This window comes from Paenibacillus sp. PvR098 (genome assembly GCF_017833255.1).
In the GTDB taxonomy this organism is placed as follows: domain Bacteria; phylum Bacillota; class Bacilli; order Paenibacillales; family NBRC-103111; genus Paenibacillus_G.
This window is the reverse complement of record NZ_JAFIBU010000001.1, coordinates 1,614,150-1,636,282: the sequence shown is the minus strand read 5'-3', so window position 1 is coordinate 1,636,282 and position 22,133 is coordinate 1,614,150. Positions and strand designations below refer to the sequence as shown.

The window sequence follows — 22,133 nt, the reverse complement described above, 5'->3', positions numbered from 1 at the left end:
TATCTTTAGTTCCTATTTTGTTTATAATTATCCCGGGGCACTTACTAATACTTAATCGGGTTCCTATCCAGCGAGAAAATAATTAGTCAAAAATAGGCCACGTCATCGACTGCAGTAGAAGCAGTCAATGCCGTGGCCTATATTTTTGGACTTAAAGAAAATTCACCTACTTCAAATGAAATTGTTGGACTTAGTACTGATTTCCAGGTTATTGATATTACAAAAAGAGCAATTTCCCTACTTTCACCAATCCCAGAAGTAACTTATAACTGGGTACAAAGTGGAGAACAATCCATTTTTGTGATTAAAACAGAAAAAGCAGACAATGATGTATTGTTGGAGAGCCAAAAGTATATCAGAGAAGAATCTAATATTGTCTTAGAAAAAAAGACATCAGAATATAAACCTCAATTAAATGTTTCTAGGCCTCAAAAAACTTTAGCAATTATTATAGCAATAGAAAATTATGCACCTAGAGACGAAAATCAAGTATCAAAGGTAAAGTATGCTACTAATGATGCACTTAAATTCAAAGAAGCATTAATTAAGTCGTTGAATGTAGATGAAAATGATATCTACATGTTTATGGATGAAAAAGCTTTGAAAAGTAGTTTAGAGTATGATTTAAGAGGATTATTTAATTATTTAACAAAAGAAGATCGCTTAGTGTTCTATTAAGTTGGGCATGGTTTCCATAATGGTATCACGAATTACCTATCAACTTACGACATGCATCAATACCATATTGCAGAAACTGCAATTTCCCTACGCAAGATTCTACTTGATCCTTTACGAAAATCTAAGTGTGAAAATGCACTTATTTTTATCGATGCTTGTGCTCAAAGTTTTCAGGATGAAAATGAGCGTAGCCAAATTACTGATATTAATGATGAGGAGCTAGTATTACTAACAAATGAATTTCCGTATTATGCAACATTTCTATCTTGCCAACCAGGACAAAGCTCTTATTCAAGTGATCTCTTGAATAATGGAATCTGGACTCATCATTTAGTTAAGGCAATAAGTGGTGAAGTATCAGAAGTCCTACGAAATAATAAGTATATTACAGACAGATTACTAAGGGACTATCTTTCCAGTAGCGTATCTAGATATACAAAAGAAGAACTTGGATATAACCAAAATCCCAGAGCTATTCTAGATTCAAGCTATGAAAATATTATTGCGGAAATATTGTAAAAGATTACTCGAAGATGCTTTTCATTTTGTCTCATCATGGCAACATGACTGATTTGTTGTGATTCGAAACTAAAACTATCCAGTGAACTTTAGTTGCATGGCCAGAGATGTCTCTGGTCCTTTTTTATGCTGATTTATGCATTGTATACACGTCGTCAAAACGCTACTGTATAATCATGAATGGCATGTATATATGGGAAATTTGTTTACAAGAGGATTTAGCGATTTCTACGAGCCAAGACTGATGCCAAAGAATAGAACCAGTATCGCTTTTCATTTTTTATGAGACAAATTTGTACTGAGAACAAGGGTTTTTAGCCCTTCTTTTAGCAACTTTTATGATTCATCATAGTTTTTGTGATTTTTCATATGTTAACTGTCAAAAGGTTTGAGATTAAGCATAAACTTTGAGATAAAGTCTTAAACATTGAGATAAAAAAAACCGACAGCACGCATTTCAACTATAGGGACATTCTCAAAGTTTGAGACAACCAATAAGACCGTGATCGCTTTAGTGATTCTGGTCCCTGGATTGGTACGTTTGGATCCTCGTCCTGTCAAAAATGGGCCACACTCTTGGTTGCATTAAACGCTTAAGACTAATGCGAGTGAAACAGTAAGAGTGAAAAATACCGTGGGTTCAAAAGCTCCTGCATCTGTAGGGGCTTTTTGCCATTCATCTACGAAGCGATATCTTTCGGTTACAAATTGTTTTCAAATAATCGTGTTCTATGGGTTACCTCCCCAATTGCTATGTCATCAACTTTGCTAGTTCTAGTTTTTCGTTATAAGTAATAAGAAACCCGTAGTCGATGTCTTATTCTGTATTCAGGCTGTACTGAATGATGTCAGATTACTACATTTTCGTGGTGATCGAGATTTGATAATTCTGGATAGGCATAGGACATATTTTTGTACCACACCTCGACAAACTCTAAAAATCTTTGACAAGTACAAGAGATAAGATTGCTCTCGGAAAGAAGCTAAGAATGGCACGAGAGGACCGCAAACTTTCAAAGAGGCAAGCAGCTTTGGCTGTGGAAATCAGTAACGCGTCTCTAAGCGACATTGAAAATGGCATTAACTTCCCATCCGAGCCGGTATTGTTAAGGCTAGTCGAGCAATACGGCCCTAATGACAAGCTACGTCACGGAATATTCGAAATATACGCTAATGCCAAAAATGCGCCTCCGCCAGATATATCCGCCTACATAAAAGCCAACGTTGAACTGTGGGGCTTGATTAGAGATCTAATGTGTAAGGAAATTAATGTTCAAGGACTCGCCTTACTTCGGGCACAAATACAGAACATGGAGGACAAGAAAAATGAATCAAACGATATAAACATTAATGAATACACAAACTTTATATGGAAGATTGCTGAATTGCTTCGTGGTGATTACAAACAGAGTGAATATGGTTACGTTATATTGCCTTTCACCGTACTCGCACGCCTGGACAGTGTGTTGTTGTCCACCAAAGACAAGGTATTAGAGTTGGATAAAACCCTCAATTTCAGTAACAAAGCGCCGTTCTTTGAGCGGGCAACAGGTATGCGCTTTTATAACACCAGCAACTTCACCTTACATAAACTTAAGGACGATGCGCCTAACATTGCTGCGAATTTGCGTGATTATATTGGAGCGTTCTCATTAAATGTTCAAGAGATACTTGATGCATACGATATTCATGCGCAAATATCGCTTCTTTCCTATTCCGCGGCATAGCTGCGGGATAGGCTTTTTCATAGTTAACTTTAAGGAGGTTACCGCTCATGCTGGAAAGAAACACGGAAAAGCTGATCGTGGGCGCCGCGCTCGCATTTGCGGCCTCGACGCTTTGGATCTCTTCCGGGACAAGACAAGCTGCGTTATCCCAAAGCCGAGCCGATTTACCCACCGGAGTTTAGGGAAACCGATGATTTATTTCAAGTGATCCGGCAGCGCGACGTCCTTGTGTTCCACCCCTACGAAACGTTCGAAGCGGTCACCGATTTTATCGCGGATGCGGCGAATGACCCGGCGGTGATGGCCATCAAAATGACGCTGTACCGGGTAAGCGGCGATTCTGTCATCGTGCGTTCTCTCGCCCTCGCCGCAAAAGCCGGAAAGGAGCTGACGGTGGTGCTGGAGCTGAAGGCACGGTTTGATGAGGAACGCAACATCGCTTGGGCCAAAAAGCTGGAGCAGGCCGGCTGCCATGTCATTTACGGTCTGGTCGGGCTGAAAACCCATGCCAAGGTGGCGCTTATTATCCGGCAGGAGAGAAGCTTGCTTCAGCGGTACATACACATCGGAACCGGGAATTATATAACGACGCTACCTCCAAGCTGTATACCGATATCGGCTTGTTCACCTCGAATCCCCGCATTGGGGAGGATGTGACCGCGTTGTTCAACGAGATCACCGGCTATTCAACGCCGCTTCATTGGAAGGCTCTCTGCGTGGCCCCTTTTCATCTGAAGCCTGCTCTGTTTGAGTACATCCGTCGGGAAATCGCTCATGCCAAGGCAGGCAGGCCGGCGAGAATCATCGCGAAGATGAACGCTTTATCGCATCGCGAGATGGTTGACCGGCTTTATGAAGCCTCGCGTGCCGGTGTGAAAATTGATCTGCTCATTCGCGGCATTTGCGTGCTGCGTCCGGGGGTGCCGGGATTAAGCGAAAACATCACGGTGCGAAGCATAGTGGACCGGTTTTTGGAGCATTCCCGCGTATGTGGGCGCACCTTTGCGCGTGGATTATTCCTCGACAAAAGGCGCGATTGTATCGTTTACTCGTTCATTGGCGCTGCAATTGGTCCGTAAGGGCATCCGGGTCAATGCCGTCGCTCCGGGATCAATTTGGACCCCGCTGATCGTTTCAAGTTATTCGGCTGAATATGTGAAAACGTTCGGTTTAGAAACGCCTATGAAACGTGCGGGACAGCCTTTTGAGCTTGCTCCAACATACATTTATTTGGCGTCCGAAGATTCCTCCTTCGTAACTGGGAAGGTGCTTCATGTCAACGGCGGTGTAATGACGGACACGTAAGCCATAAATAATTAAAAACGATGAGATATTATGATTTCTCAAGTTTTATCTATCGGATAACAATATACGGTCTCATCATCTCATAATCTTCATGCTCCAGGATATGACAGTGCCAAACATACAACCCGGTATAAGGACCAAAATTCATAATAATTCGGGTTACCTGGTTAGGATTGGCTCTTACTGTATCCTTCCTTCCTCGTTCTTGTGGTTCTGGAGGTATGGCCGAACCTGTATAATAGATAATTTTCTCCTTGTTATACTTTTCCACATCGAAATTTCTTCGGTCTAATATTTCGAAATCAATTAAGTGAAGGTGAATAGGGTGTGTATCGGTAGTTAAGTTAATTAGATACCATATTTCGGTTGATCCCAATTTTGGATTTTCTGTTATCGGGGCATCCCACTTTTTATTATCCAAAAGCATGAATTCACGACCGTACTTATCCATATTATCGTTTAAGGTTAGGTATCGTAACTTTGAAGCTGACTGTTCTTTCCTATTTGGAAGAGGCATCAAATAAGCCGGAATAACACTCGTGTCAACACTTGACAGCGGAAGAGTCACTCTAAATTGCATGACAGTACCAGTATTATCATCTACCGGATCTCCGGTTGGAAAAGGAGCGGGGGCATCATTTGTCATGATAACATTCTTGCCCTCAAGATTGGTGAAATCAATGATCACATCTGCTCGTTCTGCAGGGGCCAACATGATTTCTGTGACTCCTATCGGGTACTGCATGAATCCTCCATCCGTCGCAATTTGATACATAAGTTGTCCTGAATCAAGCTTAATCCTAAAGAATCGGGTGTTGGCCGCGTTTAGCAGCCTAAATCGATATTTGCGTGGTTCCACTTTTAAATAAGGCCATACTTTGCCATTCACGACAATGGTATCCCCAACAAATTCAGGTACGATGGATGTTTCTAAACCTGGAACCGGTTTTTCCGGCTGCTTCGGATAAAAAAGAGACCCATCATTATTGAAAGTCTTGTCTTGGATAATAAGAGGGACCTCATATTTCCCGTTTGGTAAATTCAATAAACGCTCCTGTTGATCTCTGATCAGATACAAACCTGCCAATCCAGCATAAATATTAAGCCTAGTAGTCCCAAGCGTATGGTCATGATACCAGAGAGTACTAGCCTGACTGCAATTATCATATCGATATACTTGCTTTCTAAAATAGGGGCCGACTTGTTTGAATCCCTTTGTAAACCAAGCCTCAGGGTAGCCATCGCTTTCCCATTCCACGCAAGCGCCGTGTACGTGTACCACCGTTCGTACTTCAGGTACATCCACATGGGCACCATGCACCGTATAGTCTACCGGCAGAAGATGCTTGTCTGGAAGATTGTTGATCCATTTGATTAACACGATTTCTGCGCTTTCTACTTCAATGGTAGGGCCTGGATAGCCTCCTTCATAGCCCCATACAGTTGTATCATTTAACTCACTATGGAGTGATTGCTTGAATTCCGTCATATTGACTTCGTAATAAGTATAAAACTGATCTTTCCATGTGGGCATTAAAATCGTGGGAATTGGAAGCTCATCTACAAATTTAGAGAGAACCATAATTTGCTCCTTGCCGATTATAAATTCCTTCTTTCTAAAGGATATTTAGATTACAAGTCCTATATGACGAATTCAATTTTATTGATGCTTTATCGCTCTAAAGACAAAAAGGAGTTAATTTACTGAAGATTTTTGCCTGTTTAGGGCATCCCGCCTGGGGTGCTTCTGCGTTAATTTTGCCGTTCGTGCAGAGTGACTTTTTCAGAACGGATAAAGCCCGTCGTGGTTGTAGATGAAGCGCATCTTCTGGATCGAGAGATGCTGGAAGAGGTTCGCTTTCTGCTCAACTTCAAGATGGACGCTCAAAGCCCGATGGCCCTGATTCTTGTCGGGCAGAGTGAGCAATGGGAGCGAATCCATCTGCAGCCGTACGCCGCGATCCGTCAGCGCATCGATCTGCTGTGCGACCCAGTTTCCAAACCAAGACTTCCTGGATTTTCCCTTCCTCTACATCGCGGAGAAGGGCCTTGATTGCAGGCCGATTCCTCTGAGCCGCCAGCCTTCAGAAGTACTGGTTGAAGTAGTCCTCGACCTGATCGAGAAACACCGCAGGAAGCACTCCCGCGCGACGCTAAGTGACAATGTCCTGCTTCGTTTTAATGAGTCTCATTTCTAAAAACCTCCTGAAAAAGAAAAAGACCCCTCGAAAAGGGTCTTGGTACTAGGCCACGAATATGATATATGTCCCAAAATATGCTTGAACCGGTCTTAAGGTAACGGGCAGCCGCAGTAATAAGGAGTGGACGAAAAGTAATGGCAAATATAAAAGTTTTAATTAATAGAGGCGCTGTCCGCATAAGCAAACAGCGCCCCTTGGCAGGCCAAAATGATGGCTTTGCCGGAGAACGGTAAAGAGCGATGCATTAGTATCGGATCTTTTTTTGCTTAATACGCTTCACTTCATGGCCTAATAAATATACGTTGCCTAATAATAAAGCAGACACGCCGATCACAATGATGGTCCTTCCGATAACCGATACTACCTCATCCGAATAACCTGCGATAAGCACTCACCTACCTTTGCTTACTTTACTTAATTCCGGAGCGAGTCGAATTAAAATGTCCAGCAGCCTATTTTGTTGCAAAAACCTAAGCCTGGAGATTTTAAGTTCCATTGGAAGAGAACTGAATCATTCCGGCTCATATAATAAAGTCGGGAGGCGGATGCACATGTACAAAAACGTTTACGACCTTGCAGCGGAAATTGCACGGGAAGTTATAAAGGCAAGAGGGGAAGCCATTAATGGCGAAAAAGAGTTAATTGAAGCCTACCTTAGTGATGAAGCGGTTACCGAGTTGTATAAAAAGATCCTCATCCTTCTGTGTGCTCCCCGTATTTAACTACGGGCCATTTCTCTTTTCGTAGCGCGCCCATAAGCTCGGAGCTCGCATTCAAATTGTCTCGTACCAACTGACGAGGTGTCAGCGCCATCCACTGGTTCAACGACACGTCTTCGAAGCGGTTGCTCTTGAACATTTCCAGAAACCAAACGGACTGATTACCAGTGTTCTGAATGTAATGGCCGAACGCAAACGGTACATACCCTACATCGCCGGCACGGTAATCGAATGTGCGCGCCGTACCGTTGGCGGCAAAGACGGTCATGCGTGCCGTGCCCGTGAGGTAATACTGCCACTCGTCGTTATTCGGGTGCCAGTGCATTTCTCTCATTCCACCCGGTTCGATTTCAACCAGTGCTGCGGCAATCCTAGTGGATATGGGGAAGTTGGTTGAATCCACGATACGCACTGTGCCGCCCGGGGTTTTTATTGGTTTTTGCGCAAGGAGCCGGTGTGTGAGGCTAAGCGGGACTGTACCGTAAGGATCGGGTATCTTCTGGGTTTCGAGTGGGCCAGGTACATCCGCTTGGAAAATATACAGCTGTCCACTGGGAATGTTGGCAAAGGCGCTTTCCGGTACGCCGAAATTTGCCGACAGCACGTCCTTCGGCGTATGGGCGAACCAATCGGAGATGGAGAAGGTGTTCAGGTCCGAGAAACTCCCGTCGTCGAAGACAAGTAAAAACTCGCAGCCTTCGTCCAGTCCTTGTATCGAGTGAGGAATGCCAGGGGGAAAGTACCAAAGATCGCCTACGCCTACATCGGCGATGAAGTTTTGCCCGTTCTGGTCAACGGCCGTGATGCGCGCTCTGCCTAAAATCATAAACGACCATTCCGCTTGCTGATGCCAATGTAGCTCGCGAACGCCCCCGGGGGTCAGCCGCATATTGACACCTGCAAGCGTGGTGGCGATAGGTAGCTGTCTAACTGTCACTTGCCGTGACCAACCGCCGTGGTTTAACTCCATATGAGTGTCAGAGAAAGAGAACTTCAAGTTTGGAACCGTTCCGGCATCTGTGGCTGGAGGAACCAGCAGGTCGGGGTTCTCCAGATCCCTCCAGATATCCCGAGGGCCATTATCCGTTGCGCCAGCGCCGTCTTCTCTGATAGGCTGCGGAACAGTAAACATGCTGAATGGTTGGGGAACGTGCTGCATAACACCAACTCCTCAAAGTACTTATGAGAGACGATCTTTGGACTCTCTTTAGAATATTATGTCGGAAAGCTTATTTATAGTCAGCCTTAATAACATCTACCGGATTCATTTCTAAATGTCGCTTGATAATGTCTAAACTTGCCGTTACAGATAGCGCGGAGAACGTAGACATATAGTTTGCACATCTTTAGGTGAAGTAATAATAAAAAAGACCAATACATAAGTATTGGTCTTTAGTTTCCCCTTGCTATGTTTTTAATTGTTCCTTTTGATAACTGGTATTCATATGTACCAAATAAAAAAGATGCTATAGTTTTTGAGGCGTTTACTACGAGAATTGCATGATGTGCAGATGGTTCGTATTTTCTAGAATGAGAGTCGCTTATTACATCCCGAATTGTTCCTAATCCTTGAACAGTGCTGGCGAGCCCAGTGATCACTTGTTTTAATGGCTCAATAAGTTCTGGTTTTGATGGGTCGAGATTTAGAAAGTTCCGCCCGTCATTTAATAATTTCACGAGGTCTTTCTTGGGGGCGGAATGTTCACCACTAATATTATAAATAATCTCTTTTAAAACACCTTCGAGTAAACTTCTAGCATTTGTAATTGCTCCGGAATAATCACCGTCTTTGAGTTTTGTATCACACTTCTTAATTTCATCCCTTATATGTTCATAACTAAGTATGTTAGGTGGTAAGAACTCCACAGGTATAAACTGCACTTGTAAATATCTATTACTGCAAATATCTATGAATGGATTAAAAGTGTCTTGAATAAATACTGAAACGCCGTAGGACTCTTCATGTTGAAAATAAGCATATTGCATAAACTCTTCCATGTCCAAGCATTTTACTATTACAGTGGGTATTTCTAGACTACCTTCTATACATATCTTGGTGATAACTTTCCTTCCTTGGTCGTATAGAGCATTATCAACATTTTGTAGATAACTCCATTTGTCAGCACACTTTTTTAAATCGCTTTTAATTTTGATTAATATATCCGCTGGGTTATTTAACATAAGTACAGCCCCAAATTCTATGTATTTTAAAGATTTTAACAAACTTCTCCACACTGATTTTACCCTCGCATAGGCTCAATTAAGTACTCGTCAAATAAGTGCGTCATTTTCACCATTGGTCGTTTCAATTCAATATCCACCACCACCGCCATCGCCTGTAAAAGTGTAACCGTTAGGTAATTGAACATTACCGACGTTTTTTACAGTTGTTATTTTGTTTGGTTTCGATGGAGCAAGTTGTAGATTTGGATTATAGAATTCTATATTTTTGGCACTAAGTATTGAGAAGAAAGGATCAGATGGGATATAACTGTTTCTCACGGTAAGCCAACCTTTTTTCACCGCTTCATACGCTAGTAACCATTTATCTTGATACAAATTTTCATGAGTTAGAAAGCTGCTCCAGTTAGTCGTATTCAGGCCATGAGGTATCAAGCCAGAGCTTCTCATATCGAGAGCCGTTAGTGCACTTATACAATCATCCATTTGTGATATCTCTTTTGCTGAAGATCTACTTACTTTTAAATTTAAAGTTTTTGCCATCCAGAGGCTCCAAGAAACTTCATATCCTTGTCCCAATTTCGCATGGTAACCAATCAGATTGTTAATTGTGTTTTCTATCTCCTTGAAATTTAAGTTATATCCCATTTTTTCATAAGCTAAAAATATTTCTGTAGCTGTAGGAAGTACACTTGGTTCCGCGATCATAGAATTCAAGATAAGGGATTGATATAATTGCCAATTATCTTTTTCAATAAACACATTTTTTAATCGTATAAGAGAGTATTTTAAAACATATTCATTCGGGTATCTTTTACAATATTCAAAAGCTTTCGAAAAGAATGTTATTAGGTCTGTTTTTTGTCTTCTAATGGAATCATGAAACTGATAGTTTCTTATTTCTGAAGTCCAATGCTGTTCTAGTGTCCTGGGAAGTGGATAAATCTCTGTTTTCTCAGGGTTTAATTCCAACTCATAGTTTTTTGCGACTTTTTGTATTTTTGTTAAGGCCTCTTCGGCTTCTGCCATTGAATTGAAAAAGAAATATAAATCATCAACATATCTAAAACCCTTGGCATTAGTTTCATTATAGATTTCTTTATCCATCGCAGAGCCGATTAATTCAGAAACAACGAGCGAAGAATCAGGACCGATCGGAATCCCTATTGTTTGTTGATCTTGTGTATTTCTAATGGTTGAATCTAATAAATTACCATAATGCAGATTCCCCCTGTTAGCTTTATTCTTGGCAAATACCTTTCCGTGACAGGCCCAAGGTATTGAATGTGTATAAATTGTTGCGTAGTATCTTGAAATGTCTGTTCGTAAGACATATCTAAAGCTTGAAGAGAGCAGTGGTAGAATTGCTGGTATCTCATTAAAGTTATGAGCACGATTTATTGCTCTCAATAGATTCTTTTGAACGACGGGTTTTGTGAGAGAATACTTTGAAGCATTAATTTTGGTCTTTATGTCTTGCCAATTGTTAACGATCCCCTCGAATACTTTAATCTGATGGAATGGATTTGGAATAGTTAAATGCCTGCGCTGGTGTAAGATTCTTGGAATAGTGTGTATGCATCCCTTGCTGCTGAGTATCTTCTCACCGTTGATAGTTATATTCATACCACTTAAGGACGGTATTATACTATTTATGTTATTGCCCAATTCGTTGGTATTAAAGGCAGGGATCAGTTCTATAGGAAAGTACCCATTGGAAACTAAATGTTGCATTGTTAACCTCATTTGTCGAGCCATGAAAGGTCACCTTTCGAAGTGAGATTTAGTAATCTATGCAGTAAAATTATTCTACAAATGTTTGCAATTTCCTTCAATTTTTCACAATATTCCATATTCTCTTTCGGTCAAATTACTACCATTAGTCAAGTAAAGGAAAAGCTTTAAAACCTCCCCCTTCCGTCCCCCTGCGGGGGATACGCAGGGGGCTCGCCCCCTGCACCCCACACTCGGCGTTAGCCAGCCCCAGCCATTAGGCTGGGACATATCCGAGTGTGGGTAAAAGGAAACGCCCATCAAGGCATAAAGCTTGCCTTGACGGGCTCTCTTTTGGCTTTCTTCAGGCAGCGTTACTGCAATTAAGGCATTCCACGCGGTTCTCTTGAACACGAAGTGTTCGCGAATTCCCGCGCGTTCTGCTATTTGCAGGTTCTGCGTCATTTAATCCATACGATATCATCGAAGAAGCATATAAATTGGTTATCTTTCTTTTTCCCCAAGCTGCTCAAATAATCCCGAACTTCATCTAATGAATTGAAATATCGGTCAACGGTACTAAGCTTTAATCCATGAGAGCAAAGGTAACTGTGGACCCCTTGTAACCTTTCATCATTTGCATGTTTTGTAATGTACTTTACAAGGTAATTAGCAAGCCTGTCGTCTTTACCTTTTTTCTTTTCGATCCACACAAACCCTTGTCCCCATAGTTCGCTTAATAGCCGCTGTGGGATAAACGAATTGACCGCTAAATGATAATGGATAGCGCCACGATCTTGAAACTCCCTGACAGCGATATACTTAAATTCGGAATATCTGCGTTGCAGTCGTTTCATAAATTTGCGAAATTCATGATCCGCGGCTCTAGTTTCATCCATATTTTCAGCGAAGGTTAGAGTAACAAATCGGAATAACTTATATGTCCTAATTAGCCTGCGAATTTTTGACTTTGCTTTTTGTAAAGTCTTATTACGGTTTTGTTGGTAATCCTTAGATTCACCACGTTTGGACTTAGGTACAGCCGAAGAAGGATTATTAGTTTTCCATCCCATCCGACAGTGAATAGCTTCGTAATCTCCATTAAGATCATAAATACGAGTGTTTCTAAATACCTTTTCAACTTCCATCGGACACCTCGTGTGCAGTTTATTAGTGCACACAGCAGGATGGTCCAGAGTCGCCAGAATGCTGCGACAAAATGAAAAGGACATGCAGCGGCAATTCGCGTCACATGTCCTTGGAATCCTCCAATATAATAAACCTTTTCACAATTTATCCTCAACGTATCAGCACCTTTACCATTAACGTATTCAATCAGGCAGGGGACTCCATATCCTGCCGTTCAACTTCCCATACCGTTTCGAGAGTCCTCACTCATATCATCATTTAGGTGGGTTATCTTATAACCATTCATCACATTTATATAAAGTTTATTATGTTCCATGTTGCCGCCCACAGGGTTAAAGTTTATTTACCCTCTTTAAGCATTCGAGTAGCGATTCTGGCCATTAATTGGTAACGTGCCTGTTCCAATGATTTCAAGATGTTGGAATCGGTCATTTTATCAGTTACCACGGTTAACTTTGCCTGCTGTGGCAGATCGTTAACCTTACTGGCCTTCAATTGTTCACCTCCTATGAAGTTATATGTAAATTATAATAGAGAACACATGTTTTAGACAAGAAATTTTTGGTAGAATAGAAGAAACGTTTTTTGGAGGAGGCAACCTATGCTAACAGCATTTGCTTATACTCGCGTAAGTACGAAGGATCAAGCGAAAAAAGACAACTCGTTACCGGAACAGTTCTCAAGGATCGAGAGATATGCTAAAGAACATGGCATTGAAATTTTAAGGACTTATATGGATAGTGATTCGGCTTACCGCGAAGATAACAGGGAACAATTTAAAGCCATGATACAAGACGCGATTCAACAACGTCCAAGTTATATCATTGTTGATGATTCCAGTCGATTTGCAAGGAATCGTGCAGAAGCGACAGAGAGCAAACGTAACTTACGTAAACATGGCGTAGACATCCGTTCAGTTAATGAGCCTTATCTGGACTATAACACTACAGCAGGATTGTGGCTTGAAGGTATACAAGAACTTAAAAATGAAGCGACCAGCAGGGAGATAGCTTTCCACGTTAAAAAGGGTATGGAACGAAACTTACAGAATCGTGACCCCGAAACGGGATGGTGTTACAAAAATGGAGGTAGGGCTCCTTTTGGTTATAAGATTATATATTTGCAACGTGGGCAAGACCATAAAGGAAAACCGATTCTAAAGTCTAATTGGGTACTGGATGAGGTAAACGCCCCAATTATAAGAAACGTGATTGTCGATCTATATACATATCAAAAAATGTCTTACAACCAGATTAGAGATGATTTAAATGCAAGAGGTGTGTCATGTCCTACTGGGGGATATTGGACTACACCTACAGTTGTCGATGTTCTTAAGGAAGATCGATTGGAGCAGTACGCAGGAATCGCACATTGGAACAAAATCGAGCGCAATACAGGACGCAAATATAAGCCTAAGCATGAATGGGTCACTGTCCCTAGCGCCCACCCTGCCATCATCACCGAAGCAGAACTAGAAGCCGCTTTAGAGAGGAAGAAGTTAAACAGAAGTGGCGCACTAGCAGGAGCAACCAAAGATAGTAAACACCTGCTAACAGGTCTAAACTTTGAAGGCAGTCCGCTTTTTAGCTGCGGTGTTTGCGGTGGAAACGTTATCGGTTATGGAAATTCCACAAGGAACTGGAGAAAGTATATCTGCGGTGTCAATCGAATGAAGGGCGAAATTGCGTGCAGCAGCGTGTGGAAAGTAGATGCTACATGGTTAGAGCAAAAGTTAGTCGAGGAAATTCAAGCACGTTATACAACTCCGGAAAAAGTGGATGAGCTCATAAAAGACGTAACGACAAACGCCAAATCAAAGAATGCACAAACGGATAAAGCTATCGCTGAACTATCCACTAACGAAAAGAAGATTGACCAAGAAATTCAACGACTACTGAATGCAATCAAGCAAGGTGTTGATCCTTCATTGATTGCCGAAGAGATCAACCGCATGAAGGGTAAAAAGGACGACATTGAAGGCAAGATAAAGGCTCTCAAACGCTCATATAGTCAGGAGTACAATGTGAACGTGGAAGTGCTTAAGGAATTCTTTTCTAACTTCCGCATGGCTTATGATAATGCAACAAATAGTGAGAAGCGTGAACTTATACGTACCTTTATTCGTCACATTGAATTGCACCCACCTACCGAGGAAATCAAAATCGAGTTTTATCATGATCAAGTCGTGCAAAGTATAGGTCTAGGTGAAGCGTATCACAAGTAACGCCTAGATCATTACGCTAACGGATAACAATAGTTCAAAGCAAACCGGCTGCCGCGGCTATGAACTTAACCCCGTCAAAGTAGATAGGTAATATCCGTTACCCATTTCTCATTTGGACGCGATGCTTGAAAATCACGGTTTAATGTGTTCTTTGAGATTACGTAAGCCTCTTGTCGACCGTAGTAAGGTCTTTTCCTGCGTATTCGGGAACGAATGCCTAATAGTTTCATTAAGTGATATACGCGTTTGTGGTTGACCCTGAGACCATAGGTCTTCTGGAGCCATACTTGAATACGCGGATACCCGTAGATCGCTCTCAACTTTGTGTGGCACTCCATGATTTTCTGCATGATGATTTCGTTTTCGATTTGATTGGCTGACTTATTCTCTTTATTCTGCAGCCACTTGTAGTACCCACTGCGGGAAACACCTGCTAATTCACATAGTAGGGTGACCGAATAAGATGGCGATAATTGCTCTATGATGATGTATTCATTGGTCCTTTGCCGTCGTTTTGCCCCCTTTGTAATGCCCATAGCTTTTTTAGATATTCATTCTCCGCGCGCAATCGTTCAAGTTCCTGCTCCGGGCTCATTGCTTGCACCTTTGGACGCCCCTTCGAACTTCCAACTGACTTACCACGCTTTTCTTCTAGCCCAGCTAGAGCTTCTTTTTCATAATGCGCAACCCATCGCCAAACCATGTTATCGTTGATACCCAATGCTTTTGCAACAGTTTTATAGCCCATCATGTCGTTGATGAACATCTTAACGGCTTTATGTTTAAATTCAACGTCATACGTCTTTCGAAGCTCGCCCAAAAAAATCCCCTCCAAGTAAACTGTAGTGCGCTTTCTTCGCACTGTCTACTTAAAGGGGATAATATCAGCGAACGGCAGCCTTCATGATCCGCAAGATCAGGTTTTTCCAACTAATCAGCAATATTTCGGGTATAGTATTCGATTATATCTTTGCGGCGAATAATACCGAGGAAGACGCGATCGGCGTCTACGACCGGAACAAAGTTCTGATCGGCCGCCAGCGCCAGCATATCGTCCAAATCGGCACCGATCGCGACGCATTCGACTTTCATCCGTTTTTTGATGGAGACGACAGGAATTTCGTGCATCGTATAGAAGCTGAGGCCGGGTGTGGCTTTCAACTTCCATAATAAATCTCCCTCGGATAGCGTTCCGAAATATAAGCCATTGTCGTCCAAGATCGGAATGGCCGTATAGTGGCTCGCCTCCAATTTATCCATGGCTTCTTTCATATTAGAGGATGTCATGAGGTAAGAGACCTTGTTCTTGGGATATAGAAACGATTTGATGTCCATTGAATCACGCTCCTTTGGTATATTAAAGCATATTTCGTCGCGGGGTGCATGTGGAAGTGACTGGGGCATGCCTAGTAACATTATCGAATAAAGGATGCTAAAAGTTATGTCGAAAGACAAGAACATAGTCCGAATTAAGTCCGTGCAAATAGCGGGCTTTTTTTAATTATCGGAGAAAGTTACCCAATGTCTGAGTATGGTTATAGTTGTAGACTATGTATATAAAGATTTAGTATGCCGATAAGCACTAAGCTAAACATTCCAGTATAGGCTAAGAATTGAACTTTGTCAAAAAGAGAGCGCCTCGGTATGATGAGTTTGTCGACGGGTTTATACCCAACATCATCAAGGAGGCGCTCTTACTATGAAGTTTAAGCAATCGGACGGACAAAATCAACGGATTGAACGAATCACCACAACTCATCTTGTCGTAGGTATCGACATGGCAAAAGAGACGCATGTGGCGCAAGCTACGAATTTCCGGGGGATTGTGCTCTCTAATCGTCATTTATCGTTTAGTAATTCCATGGAGGGGTTTGAAAAACTACAACGGTGGATGGAAGGATTGCAGCAAAGGCACCGGCTAAGCAGCCTCATCATTGGCATGGAACCCACCGGTCACTATTGGTGGAACTTGGCCAATTGGCTTGAGAAAAAAGGTGTGACTGTTGTCTTGGTGAATCCTGCCACTACGAAAAGAAACAAGGAAAATCGCGACAATAGTCCATCAAAGAGCGATCCGAAAGATGCATTGGTCATCTCAGATATCATAAGCCGTGGCTACTATTATGAATACAAACGACAAGCTAACACTTTCCAGAGGCTGCATACAATGATGAGCGATCGGGAGTTCTGGGTCACCCACAACGTGCGTCTGCAAAACCGTATCATTCGGTGGTTGGATATTCGTTTCCCTGAGTACACAACGGTGTTCAAGGATTGGACCTGTAAACGTTCCATGGCTACATTAAAAGCATTCCCCTGTCCGCAGGATGTTGCATCTCGGTCGGTAGCGGAGATTATTATAAGTTGGAGAGAGCATATGCAAAAAGCCGGTGGCTCCACCGGAACCCAAAAAGCCGCGCAACTCCTTGTCCAGGCCAAGCGGAGTGTGGGAGATCTCACAGCTGTCGTTGAGGCTAAACAGGATTTAGGGCGGTTAATAGAAGAGTATGAACGCGTCGTAGACATGCTTGAAAAGATAGAGAAGGACGTCCAGGCACTTCTCGGTGAAATTCCTATGGCCGTACAACTTCGGTCCATTAAAGGATTAGGAACCATTTTCATTGCAGCTATTCTGTCAGGTGCTGGTGACCTCAGACAATATGCTCACGGACGTCGATTGCTGCGTAAAGCCGGCTTAAATCTGGCTGAAAGTATGTCGGGAAAACGCAAAGGACAGATCATTCTCTCAAAACGAGGAGACTCTACGTTACGCAAATATTTGTATCTCGCGACGATCACACTCACCGCGACGAATCCTGTCTTTCGAAAATTACACGAGAATAATATTCGGTCCAAACACATGAAAAGGCAACAATCCGTGTTTAAATTGCTTGGCAAACTGGCCCGGATCCTGATCGGGATCGTACAACGAGGAGAAATGTTTTCTGCTGAAAAAGCTGGCTTCACCTTAACTCCGGCTGCTTAGACGACAACTTGTAAAGAAGGTAGATTGACTCATTGGCAGGATTTCAAAAAGAAAGCACGGAGGACCGAGTTCGTGTCTCATAAGGGCTCAGACCCATTCGCTAAACGCTATCGGTCTCCACACCTTGGATAAGTGTAACGATGGAATGTGAGGGCATAGACCCGTTGAGCCATGGGATGGTAAACAACCAAGGCATTTGTGGAGTTTGCGTGCAGTAAAAGTTGGATCGAAGAAGCATTTCAGACGTTTCTTCTATTCCCGCATGCCCCAATAAGACACAAACGGTTCTTGTAGTTTATTTTCCGAACAATTCCTGTTTTCCGGGGTGGTGAAATCCTGCGAATGAGTGAGCATACATGAGAAAAATACTTAATACCGAGGGAGGAATACGGTTGGTTAAATGCTCAACAATTCCTTGATGCGGTTGCGGTAGCCATGATTACACCAGGTCCAGTCGTTATTACAACGGGATTTATTGGTTACTTGGTAGCTGGATTCAATGGAGCTACTGTTGCTTCATTAGCCACATTTTTACCTTGTTATTTGTTTACCATTATCCCTGCACCTTTCTTTAAGAAGTATGGAAGACTACCTGGAATTAATGCCTTTGTTAATGGTGTAACGGCGGCTGCGACAGGAGCCATTAGTGGAGCTGTTATTGTGTTGGGGCAAAGGTCTATTATTGATATTCCTACGGCTTTATTTGCCCTTATTACGTTAGGATTACTATGGAAAAGTAAAAAAGTTTCAGAACCCATTATTATCCTTGTAGCGGCTATGGTTGGGTTAATTGTCTATCCTATGGTGCATTAAAAATGGCGGTGAATTGGTGCAGAATTGGTTGCATTTATTATATAAAATCCCACGTAACCCAAGTAAAACTCGTGTTTATGTATGGCGTAAACTAAAAAGACTTGGTGCCGTTCTCCTTCATGAATCGGTTTGGTGTCTTCCATCCACACCAAAGACACGAGAACAGTTACAGTGGCTGGTAATAAAAATTCAGGAGCTTGGCGGAGAGGCTTCGCTTTGGGAATCTCGTCCTGTCTTAGAAGGGCAAGACGAGTTTATTATTAAGGAGTTTCTGGAACAGGTAGACAAAGATTATGCCGAAATACTTGAAGAATTGAAGAAGGAAGAATTTGATCTCGCCGCATTATCAAAGAAATATCAATTTGTTAAAACACAAGATTACTTCCAATCTGATTTAGGTGAACGAGTTCTTGATGCACTACAAGCAAGCAGAGGAGGAAAAAAATGAAGTGGGTTACTTGGGAAAATGTCGGAGTAGAGAGAATGGCTTGTGCTTGGTTGATTAGAAAATGGATTGATTCTGATGTGGAATTTATGTTTATTCCTGTTGGTCAGAAGCCATTGCCAGAAGGATTTGAACCCTTTGATATCCCTGGTGTTCGACTAACACATCGAAGGGGTCATTGCACATTTCATACCATGTTGCGAGAATATCAAATCAAAGACCCGATTTTGGAACGAATCGCTCGAATTGGACAAAATCAATTACTTGTGGGCTCATTCATACGACGAAGAACGAGAGCAGAATAACCTACACCACGAGGTTGCCCCGGGGTCGATCGGCAGCCTTGTTAAGCTATTTGGCAGTAATGCTAAATTACCTAATATAAAAAAGGGTTTCAAATTGGCAAAAAAACAAGCTTGCTGACTGGTGATCGGTATTTACTTATCGAAATCGACGACCCATGCGTTTACGTCCCAGCCTTTCGACTGGTTTGCTCAAGAGTCCCATTCCATGAAGTTAAAATGTCAGCAAATGTAGTATATATCATACAAACATCTTGTGAAAGTAAAATTTAGCATCAATTTCTCTTTTTCTCGGTGTCCTTTCAAACCACGGAAAAACTAATTCCATAGGTCGGTGAATTGTACGAATAAATTCATCATCATTTGTGTCACCGTAAATCCTAGTTCTAAAAAATCGATTGACACCTATTTAGTCAAATGTTAATATAATTTTCATATCATATTAAGTTCATCGGAATAGTTAGTTATGTGACCGGATCAACCGGAGCTGGATTGTTATTTATTAACATAGAACGCCTATTAAACACATAGTAAAAACAAGATTAAAATACGGAGAGTGGCATAAATGGATAAGCCGTTGGATAAAGATGATCTTTGGACACATCGTATCATTCAAAGCATTAATGGGCTGGAGTATGGAATGGTTCAAATCATCATCCATGATGGAAAAATTGTCCAAATCGAAAGAACGGAGCGCAAACGTTTTGAATCGGAAACCTTTGTTCCCAGGCACCGTAATCCTTCAGAAGGCAAAGGAAACAGATGAATGTAAGAAAACCAAGGTCTACCGGACCACCGGAGACTTCCTTTAATGCCTACGCTCTTAGCGTGGACAATTTTGGGGAGTCTCTTTTTTATTCAAAGAATGAGTCGACCGGACAGCCGGAGACCCATACGTGTGTTTATACGTTGGACTTCCAGCTGTCTTTTTTTGCATATAATTCAGAGTTTTTTTATTAATATACTTGGTAAAAGAAAGAGGAGAGGTCTATGAGTACAAAAGTAAGACAGATGAATTTAGGCGCATTCTTATATTTTGTCGGTCATCATGTCGCAGCCTGGAGACATCCGGAGGCTAAATCCGCTAAAATTCTGGACTTGAACTTTTATAAAGAACTGGCCCAAATTGCGGAACAAGGAAAGTTCGATATGATTTTCCTCGCCGATAACGTTGTATTGCCCCACAGTACCGCTGTCTCTTACACGGCGTCAGTGAAGCCGGAACCGATTACTTTATTGTCTGCCCTCTCGGCCGTTACACAACATATCGGATTGGCAGCGACCGTGACAACAACTTATACAGAACCTTTTCATATAGCAAGGATGTTTGCGTCATTGGATCATCTGAGCGGCGGCCGGGCGGCTTGGAATGTGGTTACATCTGCTTACTCCACTGAGGCTTCTAATTTCAGCAAGGAAAAGCACCCGGATCACAGTTTGCGGTACGAGAGAGCCCGCGAATATATCGATGTCGTGACCAGATTGTGGGATAGCTGGGAAGACGAGGCACTAATAATTGATAAAGAGTCTGGAGTTTTTGCCGATGTCGACAAAATTCATACAATCGATTATAAGGGTGAAAACTTTTCAGTCCGCGGTCCGCTAAATGTGTCCCGTACTCCGCAAGGCAGGCCTATTATTATTCAAGCAGGCTCTTCGGGACCGGGAAAAGACCTTGCCGCCCAAACGGCAGAGGTCATTTTCACCGCCCAGCAAACGATTGAAGATGCCCAAGCTTTTTATTCCAGTGTGAAGGGGCAATTATCTCAGTACGGAAGATCTGAAAGCGATGTGAAAATCATGCCGGGCATTATGCCGATTATCGGTGCAACTCTTAAAGAGGCCAGAGAGAAGGAGGCTTTTCTGCAGGACCTTATTCATCCAATGGCGGGAGTGGGTCTGCTGTCTGATCTGATGGATCACGATTTATCGGTGTATCCGCTCGACGGACCGCTGCCTGATTTTCCCGAAACAAACGGTGGAAAGAGCAGATCTGATCTTTTGATTAACCTTGCCAGGAAGGAAAGCTTGACGATTAGGGAACTGAGCCTTCGTATTGCGGGAGCACGCGGACATCGAACGGTTGTCGGCACGCCGGACATGATAGCGGACCAACTGGAAGAGTGGTTTACGAACGGAGCTGCCGACGGCTTCAATATTATGCCCTCCTATTTACCGGGAGGTTTGGAGGAGTTTGTGAATACGGTCATTCCTGTGCTTCAGCAAAGAGGGTTATTCCGGAGGGAATATTCAGGAAGCATGTTAAGAGATCATCTGGGTCTGGCCAGACCGCAAAATAAATTCAGCGGAGTTACAGTTAGATAATATATCGTATGGCACAGCTGAGCCAGGAAACTTGGCACCTTTTTAAAGAAAGGAATGTTTGCTTTGTCAGAAAAAGCGATCCGAATTGAAAACGTGGGGAAAACCTTTAAAACGGAAAAGGGTTCATTAAACGTATTGAACAATATAAACCTACATATAGACCAGGGCCAGTTCATTGCCATTATCGGACCGAGCGGTTGCGGAAAAAGTACATTGCTCAAAATTATAGCCGGTCTGGATAGCGATCATGAGGGCACCGTTTATCTGGGAGATGAGATAGTTACTAGTCCAAGTATGGAGAAAGGCTTCATATTCCAAGAGCATCGGCTTTTTCCATGGTTGACGGTGGAACAAAACATTGCTGCAAATCACTCCATAAAAACACCAGCCGTTCGTAATAAAGTCAATGAACTGCTGGAACTCACTCATCTCAAAGGATTTGAGAAAACTTATCCGAAAGCACTTTCCGGAGGCATGTCCCAGCGTGTTTCCATAGCTCGAGCTCTGCTTCGGGAGCCTGAAGTATTATTGCTGGATGAACCTTTCGGCGCGCTGGACGCTTTTACAAGAACCCATATGCAGGAAGCGATACTCGAAATATGGGAAAACAAAAAGACCTCTATGATTTTAGTAACGCATGATATCGATGAGGCTGTTTTTGTAGCTAATAAAATTGTGATCATGGGAGCTAAACCCGGCGTGATCCGTGAGGTTATTACAAACCATCTGCCTTATCCTCGAAAAAAGACGAGTGTCTCCTTTCAAAATTTTCGCCTCAAGGTGCTGCAGGAATTCGAAAAATGGGAAGGTATTGCTCTAGTTGAAGGAGCAGGAATTTAATATTAT

The 22,133-nt window shown here is 42.4% G+C and carries 23 protein-coding genes and 2 pseudogenes; 16 read left to right on the top strand and 9 right to left on the bottom strand.

The features are described from left to right. The first annotated feature begins 132 nt into the window (after nucleotides 1-132). The 6 genes and pseudogenes from JOE45_RS08145 to JOE45_RS08125 all read left to right on the top strand — a co-directional run. Nucleotides 133-678 carry a hypothetical protein gene (locus JOE45_RS08145; protein WP_210020671.1) on the top strand — a complete coding sequence of 182 codons (546 nt, stop codon included), beginning with the start codon at nucleotides 133-135 and terminating at the stop codon, nucleotides 676-678. A gap of 51 nt (nucleotides 679-729) precedes the next feature. After that, nucleotides 730-1,197 (top strand): caspase family protein, encoded by a 468-nt coding sequence (locus JOE45_RS08140; protein ID WP_210020672.1) that lies wholly within the window; start codon nucleotides 730-732, stop codon nucleotides 1,195-1,197. Nucleotides 1,198-2,141: 944 nt separating this feature from the next. Then, entirely contained in the window at nucleotides 2,142-2,924 is a 783-nt protein-coding gene (locus JOE45_RS08135) for a type I restriction-modification system subunit M N-terminal domain-containing protein (protein ID WP_280873854.1), read from the top strand. A gap of 47 nt (nucleotides 2,925-2,971) precedes the next feature. After that, complete coding sequence (locus JOE45_RS24160; RefSeq protein ID WP_461479598.1) at nucleotides 2,972-3,106, top strand: hypothetical protein; 135 nt, start codon at nucleotides 2,972-2,974, stop codon at nucleotides 3,104-3,106. After that, nucleotides 3,042-3,913, top strand: a pseudogene (locus tag JOE45_RS08130) (polyphosphate kinase); the annotation flags it as partial. The gene JOE45_RS24160 and the pseudogene JOE45_RS08130, both read left to right, overlap by 65 nt. Next, nucleotides 3,900-4,229: pseudogene (locus tag JOE45_RS08125) on the top strand (SDR family oxidoreductase); the annotation flags it as partial. The pseudogenes JOE45_RS08130 and JOE45_RS08125, both read left to right, overlap by 14 nt. A gap of 49 nt (nucleotides 4,230-4,278) precedes the next feature. Here the strand turns inward: JOE45_RS08125 and JOE45_RS08120 are convergent. After that, nucleotides 4,279-5,811, bottom strand: coding sequence for a multicopper oxidase family protein (locus JOE45_RS08120; protein WP_210020674.1), 1,533 nt, complete (start codon nucleotides 5,809-5,811; stop codon nucleotides 4,279-4,281). 192 nt (nucleotides 5,812-6,003) lie between these two features. Here JOE45_RS08120 and JOE45_RS08115 point away from each other — a divergent pair, with 192 nt between their 5' ends. Beyond that, a complete protein-coding gene (locus tag JOE45_RS08115) occupies nucleotides 6,004-6,282 on the top strand; it encodes an AAA family ATPase (protein WP_348632505.1) in 279 nt (92 codons plus the stop codon). A 699-nt stretch (nucleotides 6,283-6,981) separates the two neighbouring features. Then, entirely contained in the window at nucleotides 6,982-7,152 is a 171-nt protein-coding gene (locus tag JOE45_RS08110) for a hypothetical protein (RefSeq protein WP_210020675.1), read from the top strand. Here JOE45_RS08110 and JOE45_RS08105 read toward each other — a convergent pair. The 5 genes from JOE45_RS08105 to JOE45_RS08085 form a co-directional block, all read right to left on the bottom strand. Next, entirely contained in the window at nucleotides 7,124-8,308 is a 1,185-nt protein-coding gene (locus JOE45_RS08105; protein ID WP_210020676.1) for an oxalate decarboxylase family bicupin, read from the bottom strand. The two genes, JOE45_RS08110 and JOE45_RS08105, sit on opposite strands and share 29 nt — an antisense overlap. A gap of 233 nt (nucleotides 8,309-8,541) precedes the next feature. Continuing rightward, nucleotides 8,542-9,330 (bottom strand): abortive infection family protein, encoded by a 789-nt coding sequence (locus tag JOE45_RS08100; protein WP_210020677.1) that lies wholly within the window; start codon nucleotides 9,328-9,330, stop codon nucleotides 8,542-8,544. 129 nt (nucleotides 9,331-9,459) lie between these two features. Beyond that, nucleotides 9,460-11,088 carry an RNA-directed DNA polymerase gene (locus tag JOE45_RS08095; protein WP_210020678.1) on the bottom strand — a complete coding sequence of 543 codons (1,629 nt, stop codon included), beginning with the start codon at nucleotides 11,086-11,088 and terminating at the stop codon, nucleotides 9,460-9,462. A 416-nt stretch (nucleotides 11,089-11,504) separates the two neighbouring features. Further along, nucleotides 11,505-12,191: a rolling circle replication-associated protein gene (locus JOE45_RS08090; RefSeq protein WP_210020679.1), complete on the bottom strand. Its 687-nt coding sequence runs from the start codon at nucleotides 12,189-12,191 to the stop codon at nucleotides 11,505-11,507. Nucleotides 12,192-12,531: 340 nt separating this feature from the next. Beyond that, on the bottom strand, nucleotides 12,532-12,687 hold the full coding sequence (locus JOE45_RS08085) for a hypothetical protein (protein ID WP_210020680.1): 156 nt from the start codon (nucleotides 12,685-12,687) through the stop codon (nucleotides 12,532-12,534). A gap of 106 nt (nucleotides 12,688-12,793) precedes the next feature. Here JOE45_RS08085 and JOE45_RS08080 point away from each other — a divergent pair, with 106 nt between their 5' ends. Continuing rightward, complete coding sequence (locus tag JOE45_RS08080) at nucleotides 12,794-14,416, top strand: recombinase family protein (RefSeq protein WP_210020681.1); 1,623 nt, start codon at nucleotides 12,794-12,796, stop codon at nucleotides 14,414-14,416. 74 nt (nucleotides 14,417-14,490) lie between these two features. On the opposite strand, the gene JOE45_RS24155 is transcribed toward JOE45_RS08080, so the two are convergent. The 3 genes from JOE45_RS24155 to JOE45_RS08065 form a co-directional block, all read right to left on the bottom strand. Next, nucleotides 14,491-14,952, bottom strand: a complete 462-nt coding sequence (locus JOE45_RS24155; RefSeq protein ID WP_461479554.1) for an IS3 family transposase — start codon at nucleotides 14,950-14,952, stop codon at nucleotides 14,491-14,493. Continuing rightward, complete coding sequence (locus JOE45_RS08070; protein WP_210020683.1) at nucleotides 14,895-15,236, bottom strand: transposase; 342 nt, start codon at nucleotides 15,234-15,236, stop codon at nucleotides 14,895-14,897. The genes JOE45_RS24155 and JOE45_RS08070 overlap by 58 nt, the downstream gene beginning before the upstream one ends. 110 nt (nucleotides 15,237-15,346) lie before the next feature. Next, nucleotides 15,347-15,751, bottom strand: coding sequence for a CBS domain-containing protein (locus tag JOE45_RS08065; protein WP_210020684.1), 405 nt, complete (start codon nucleotides 15,749-15,751; stop codon nucleotides 15,347-15,349). 364 nt (nucleotides 15,752-16,115) lie between these two features. On the opposite strand from JOE45_RS08065, the gene JOE45_RS08060 reads away from it, so the two are divergent. From JOE45_RS08060 to JOE45_RS08030, 7 genes are all read left to right on the top strand, one after another. Beyond that, nucleotides 16,116-17,402: an IS110 family RNA-guided transposase gene (locus tag JOE45_RS08060; protein WP_210020685.1), complete on the top strand. Its 1,287-nt coding sequence runs from the start codon at nucleotides 16,116-16,118 to the stop codon at nucleotides 17,400-17,402. Between the two features lie 372 nt (nucleotides 17,403-17,774). Continuing rightward, on the top strand, nucleotides 17,775-18,215 hold the full coding sequence (locus JOE45_RS08055; protein WP_210023369.1) for a chromate transporter: 441 nt from the start codon (nucleotides 17,775-17,777) through the stop codon (nucleotides 18,213-18,215). Between the two features lie 16 nt (nucleotides 18,216-18,231). Then, nucleotides 18,232-18,663, top strand: a complete 432-nt coding sequence (locus JOE45_RS08050) for a Chromate resistance protein ChrB (RefSeq protein WP_210020686.1) — start codon at nucleotides 18,232-18,234, stop codon at nucleotides 18,661-18,663. Then, complete coding sequence (locus JOE45_RS08045; RefSeq protein ID WP_210020687.1) at nucleotides 18,660-18,965, top strand: chromate resistance protein ChrB domain-containing protein; 306 nt, start codon at nucleotides 18,660-18,662, stop codon at nucleotides 18,963-18,965. The genes JOE45_RS08050 and JOE45_RS08045 overlap by 4 nt, the downstream gene beginning before the upstream one ends. A 562-nt stretch (nucleotides 18,966-19,527) precedes the next feature. Then, on the top strand, nucleotides 19,528-19,728 hold the full coding sequence (locus JOE45_RS08040) for a YezD family protein (RefSeq protein ID WP_210020688.1): 201 nt from the start codon (nucleotides 19,528-19,530) through the stop codon (nucleotides 19,726-19,728). A gap of 224 nt (nucleotides 19,729-19,952) precedes the next feature. Continuing rightward, entirely contained in the window at nucleotides 19,953-21,287 is a 1,335-nt protein-coding gene (locus JOE45_RS08035; RefSeq protein ID WP_210020689.1) for an LLM class flavin-dependent oxidoreductase, read from the top strand. A gap of 54 nt (nucleotides 21,288-21,341) precedes the next feature. Beyond that, entirely contained in the window at nucleotides 21,342-22,127 is a 786-nt protein-coding gene (locus tag JOE45_RS08030; RefSeq protein WP_210020690.1) for an ABC transporter ATP-binding protein, read from the top strand. Nucleotides 22,128-22,133: the final 6 nt, after the last annotated feature.

Excerpts from the sequence above, each read along its gene's own strand:
- JOE45_RS08110 (WP_210020675.1), top strand. The coding sequence starts at position 6,982 with ATGTACAAAAACGTTTACGACCTTGCAGCGGAAATTGCACGGGAAGTT.
- JOE45_RS08120 (WP_210020674.1), bottom strand. The coding sequence starts at position 5,811 with ATGGTTCTCTCTAAATTTGTAGATGAGCTTCCAATTCCCACGATTTTA.
- JOE45_RS08060 (WP_210020685.1), top strand. The coding sequence starts at position 16,116 with ATGAAGTTTAAGCAATCGGACGGACAAAATCAACGGATTGAACGAATC.
- JOE45_RS24160 (WP_461479598.1), top strand. The coding sequence starts at position 2,972 with ATGCTGGAAAGAAACACGGAAAAGCTGATCGTGGGCGCCGCGCTCGCA.
- JOE45_RS08040 (WP_210020688.1), top strand. The coding sequence starts at position 19,528 with ATGGATAAGCCGTTGGATAAAGATGATCTTTGGACACATCGTATCATT.
- JOE45_RS08140 (WP_210020672.1), top strand. The coding sequence starts at position 730 with ATGCATCAATACCATATTGCAGAAACTGCAATTTCCCTACGCAAGATT.
- JOE45_RS08065 (WP_210020684.1), bottom strand. The coding sequence starts at position 15,751 with ATGGACATCAAATCGTTTCTATATCCCAAGAACAAGGTCTCTTACCTC.
- JOE45_RS08030 (WP_210020690.1), top strand. The coding sequence starts at position 21,342 with ATGTTTGCTTTGTCAGAAAAAGCGATCCGAATTGAAAACGTGGGGAAA.
- JOE45_RS08045 (WP_210020687.1), top strand. The coding sequence starts at position 18,660 with ATGAAGTGGGTTACTTGGGAAAATGTCGGAGTAGAGAGAATGGCTTGT.
- JOE45_RS08080 (WP_210020681.1), top strand. The coding sequence starts at position 12,794 with ATGCTAACAGCATTTGCTTATACTCGCGTAAGTACGAAGGATCAAGCG.
- JOE45_RS24155 (WP_461479554.1), bottom strand. The coding sequence starts at position 14,952 with ATGGGCATTACAAAGGGGGCAAAACGACGGCAAAGGACCAATGAATAC.
- JOE45_RS08105 (WP_210020676.1), bottom strand. The coding sequence starts at position 8,308 with ATGCAGCACGTTCCCCAACCATTCAGCATGTTTACTGTTCCGCAGCCT.
- JOE45_RS08090 (WP_210020679.1), bottom strand. The coding sequence starts at position 12,191 with ATGGAAGTTGAAAAGGTATTTAGAAACACTCGTATTTATGATCTTAAT.
- JOE45_RS08035 (WP_210020689.1), top strand. The coding sequence starts at position 19,953 with ATGAGTACAAAAGTAAGACAGATGAATTTAGGCGCATTCTTATATTTT.
- JOE45_RS08100 (WP_210020677.1), bottom strand. The coding sequence starts at position 9,330 with ATGTTAAATAACCCAGCGGATATATTAATCAAAATTAAAAGCGATTTA.
- JOE45_RS08095 (WP_210020678.1), bottom strand. The coding sequence starts at position 11,088 with ATGGCTCGACAAATGAGGTTAACAATGCAACATTTAGTTTCCAATGGG.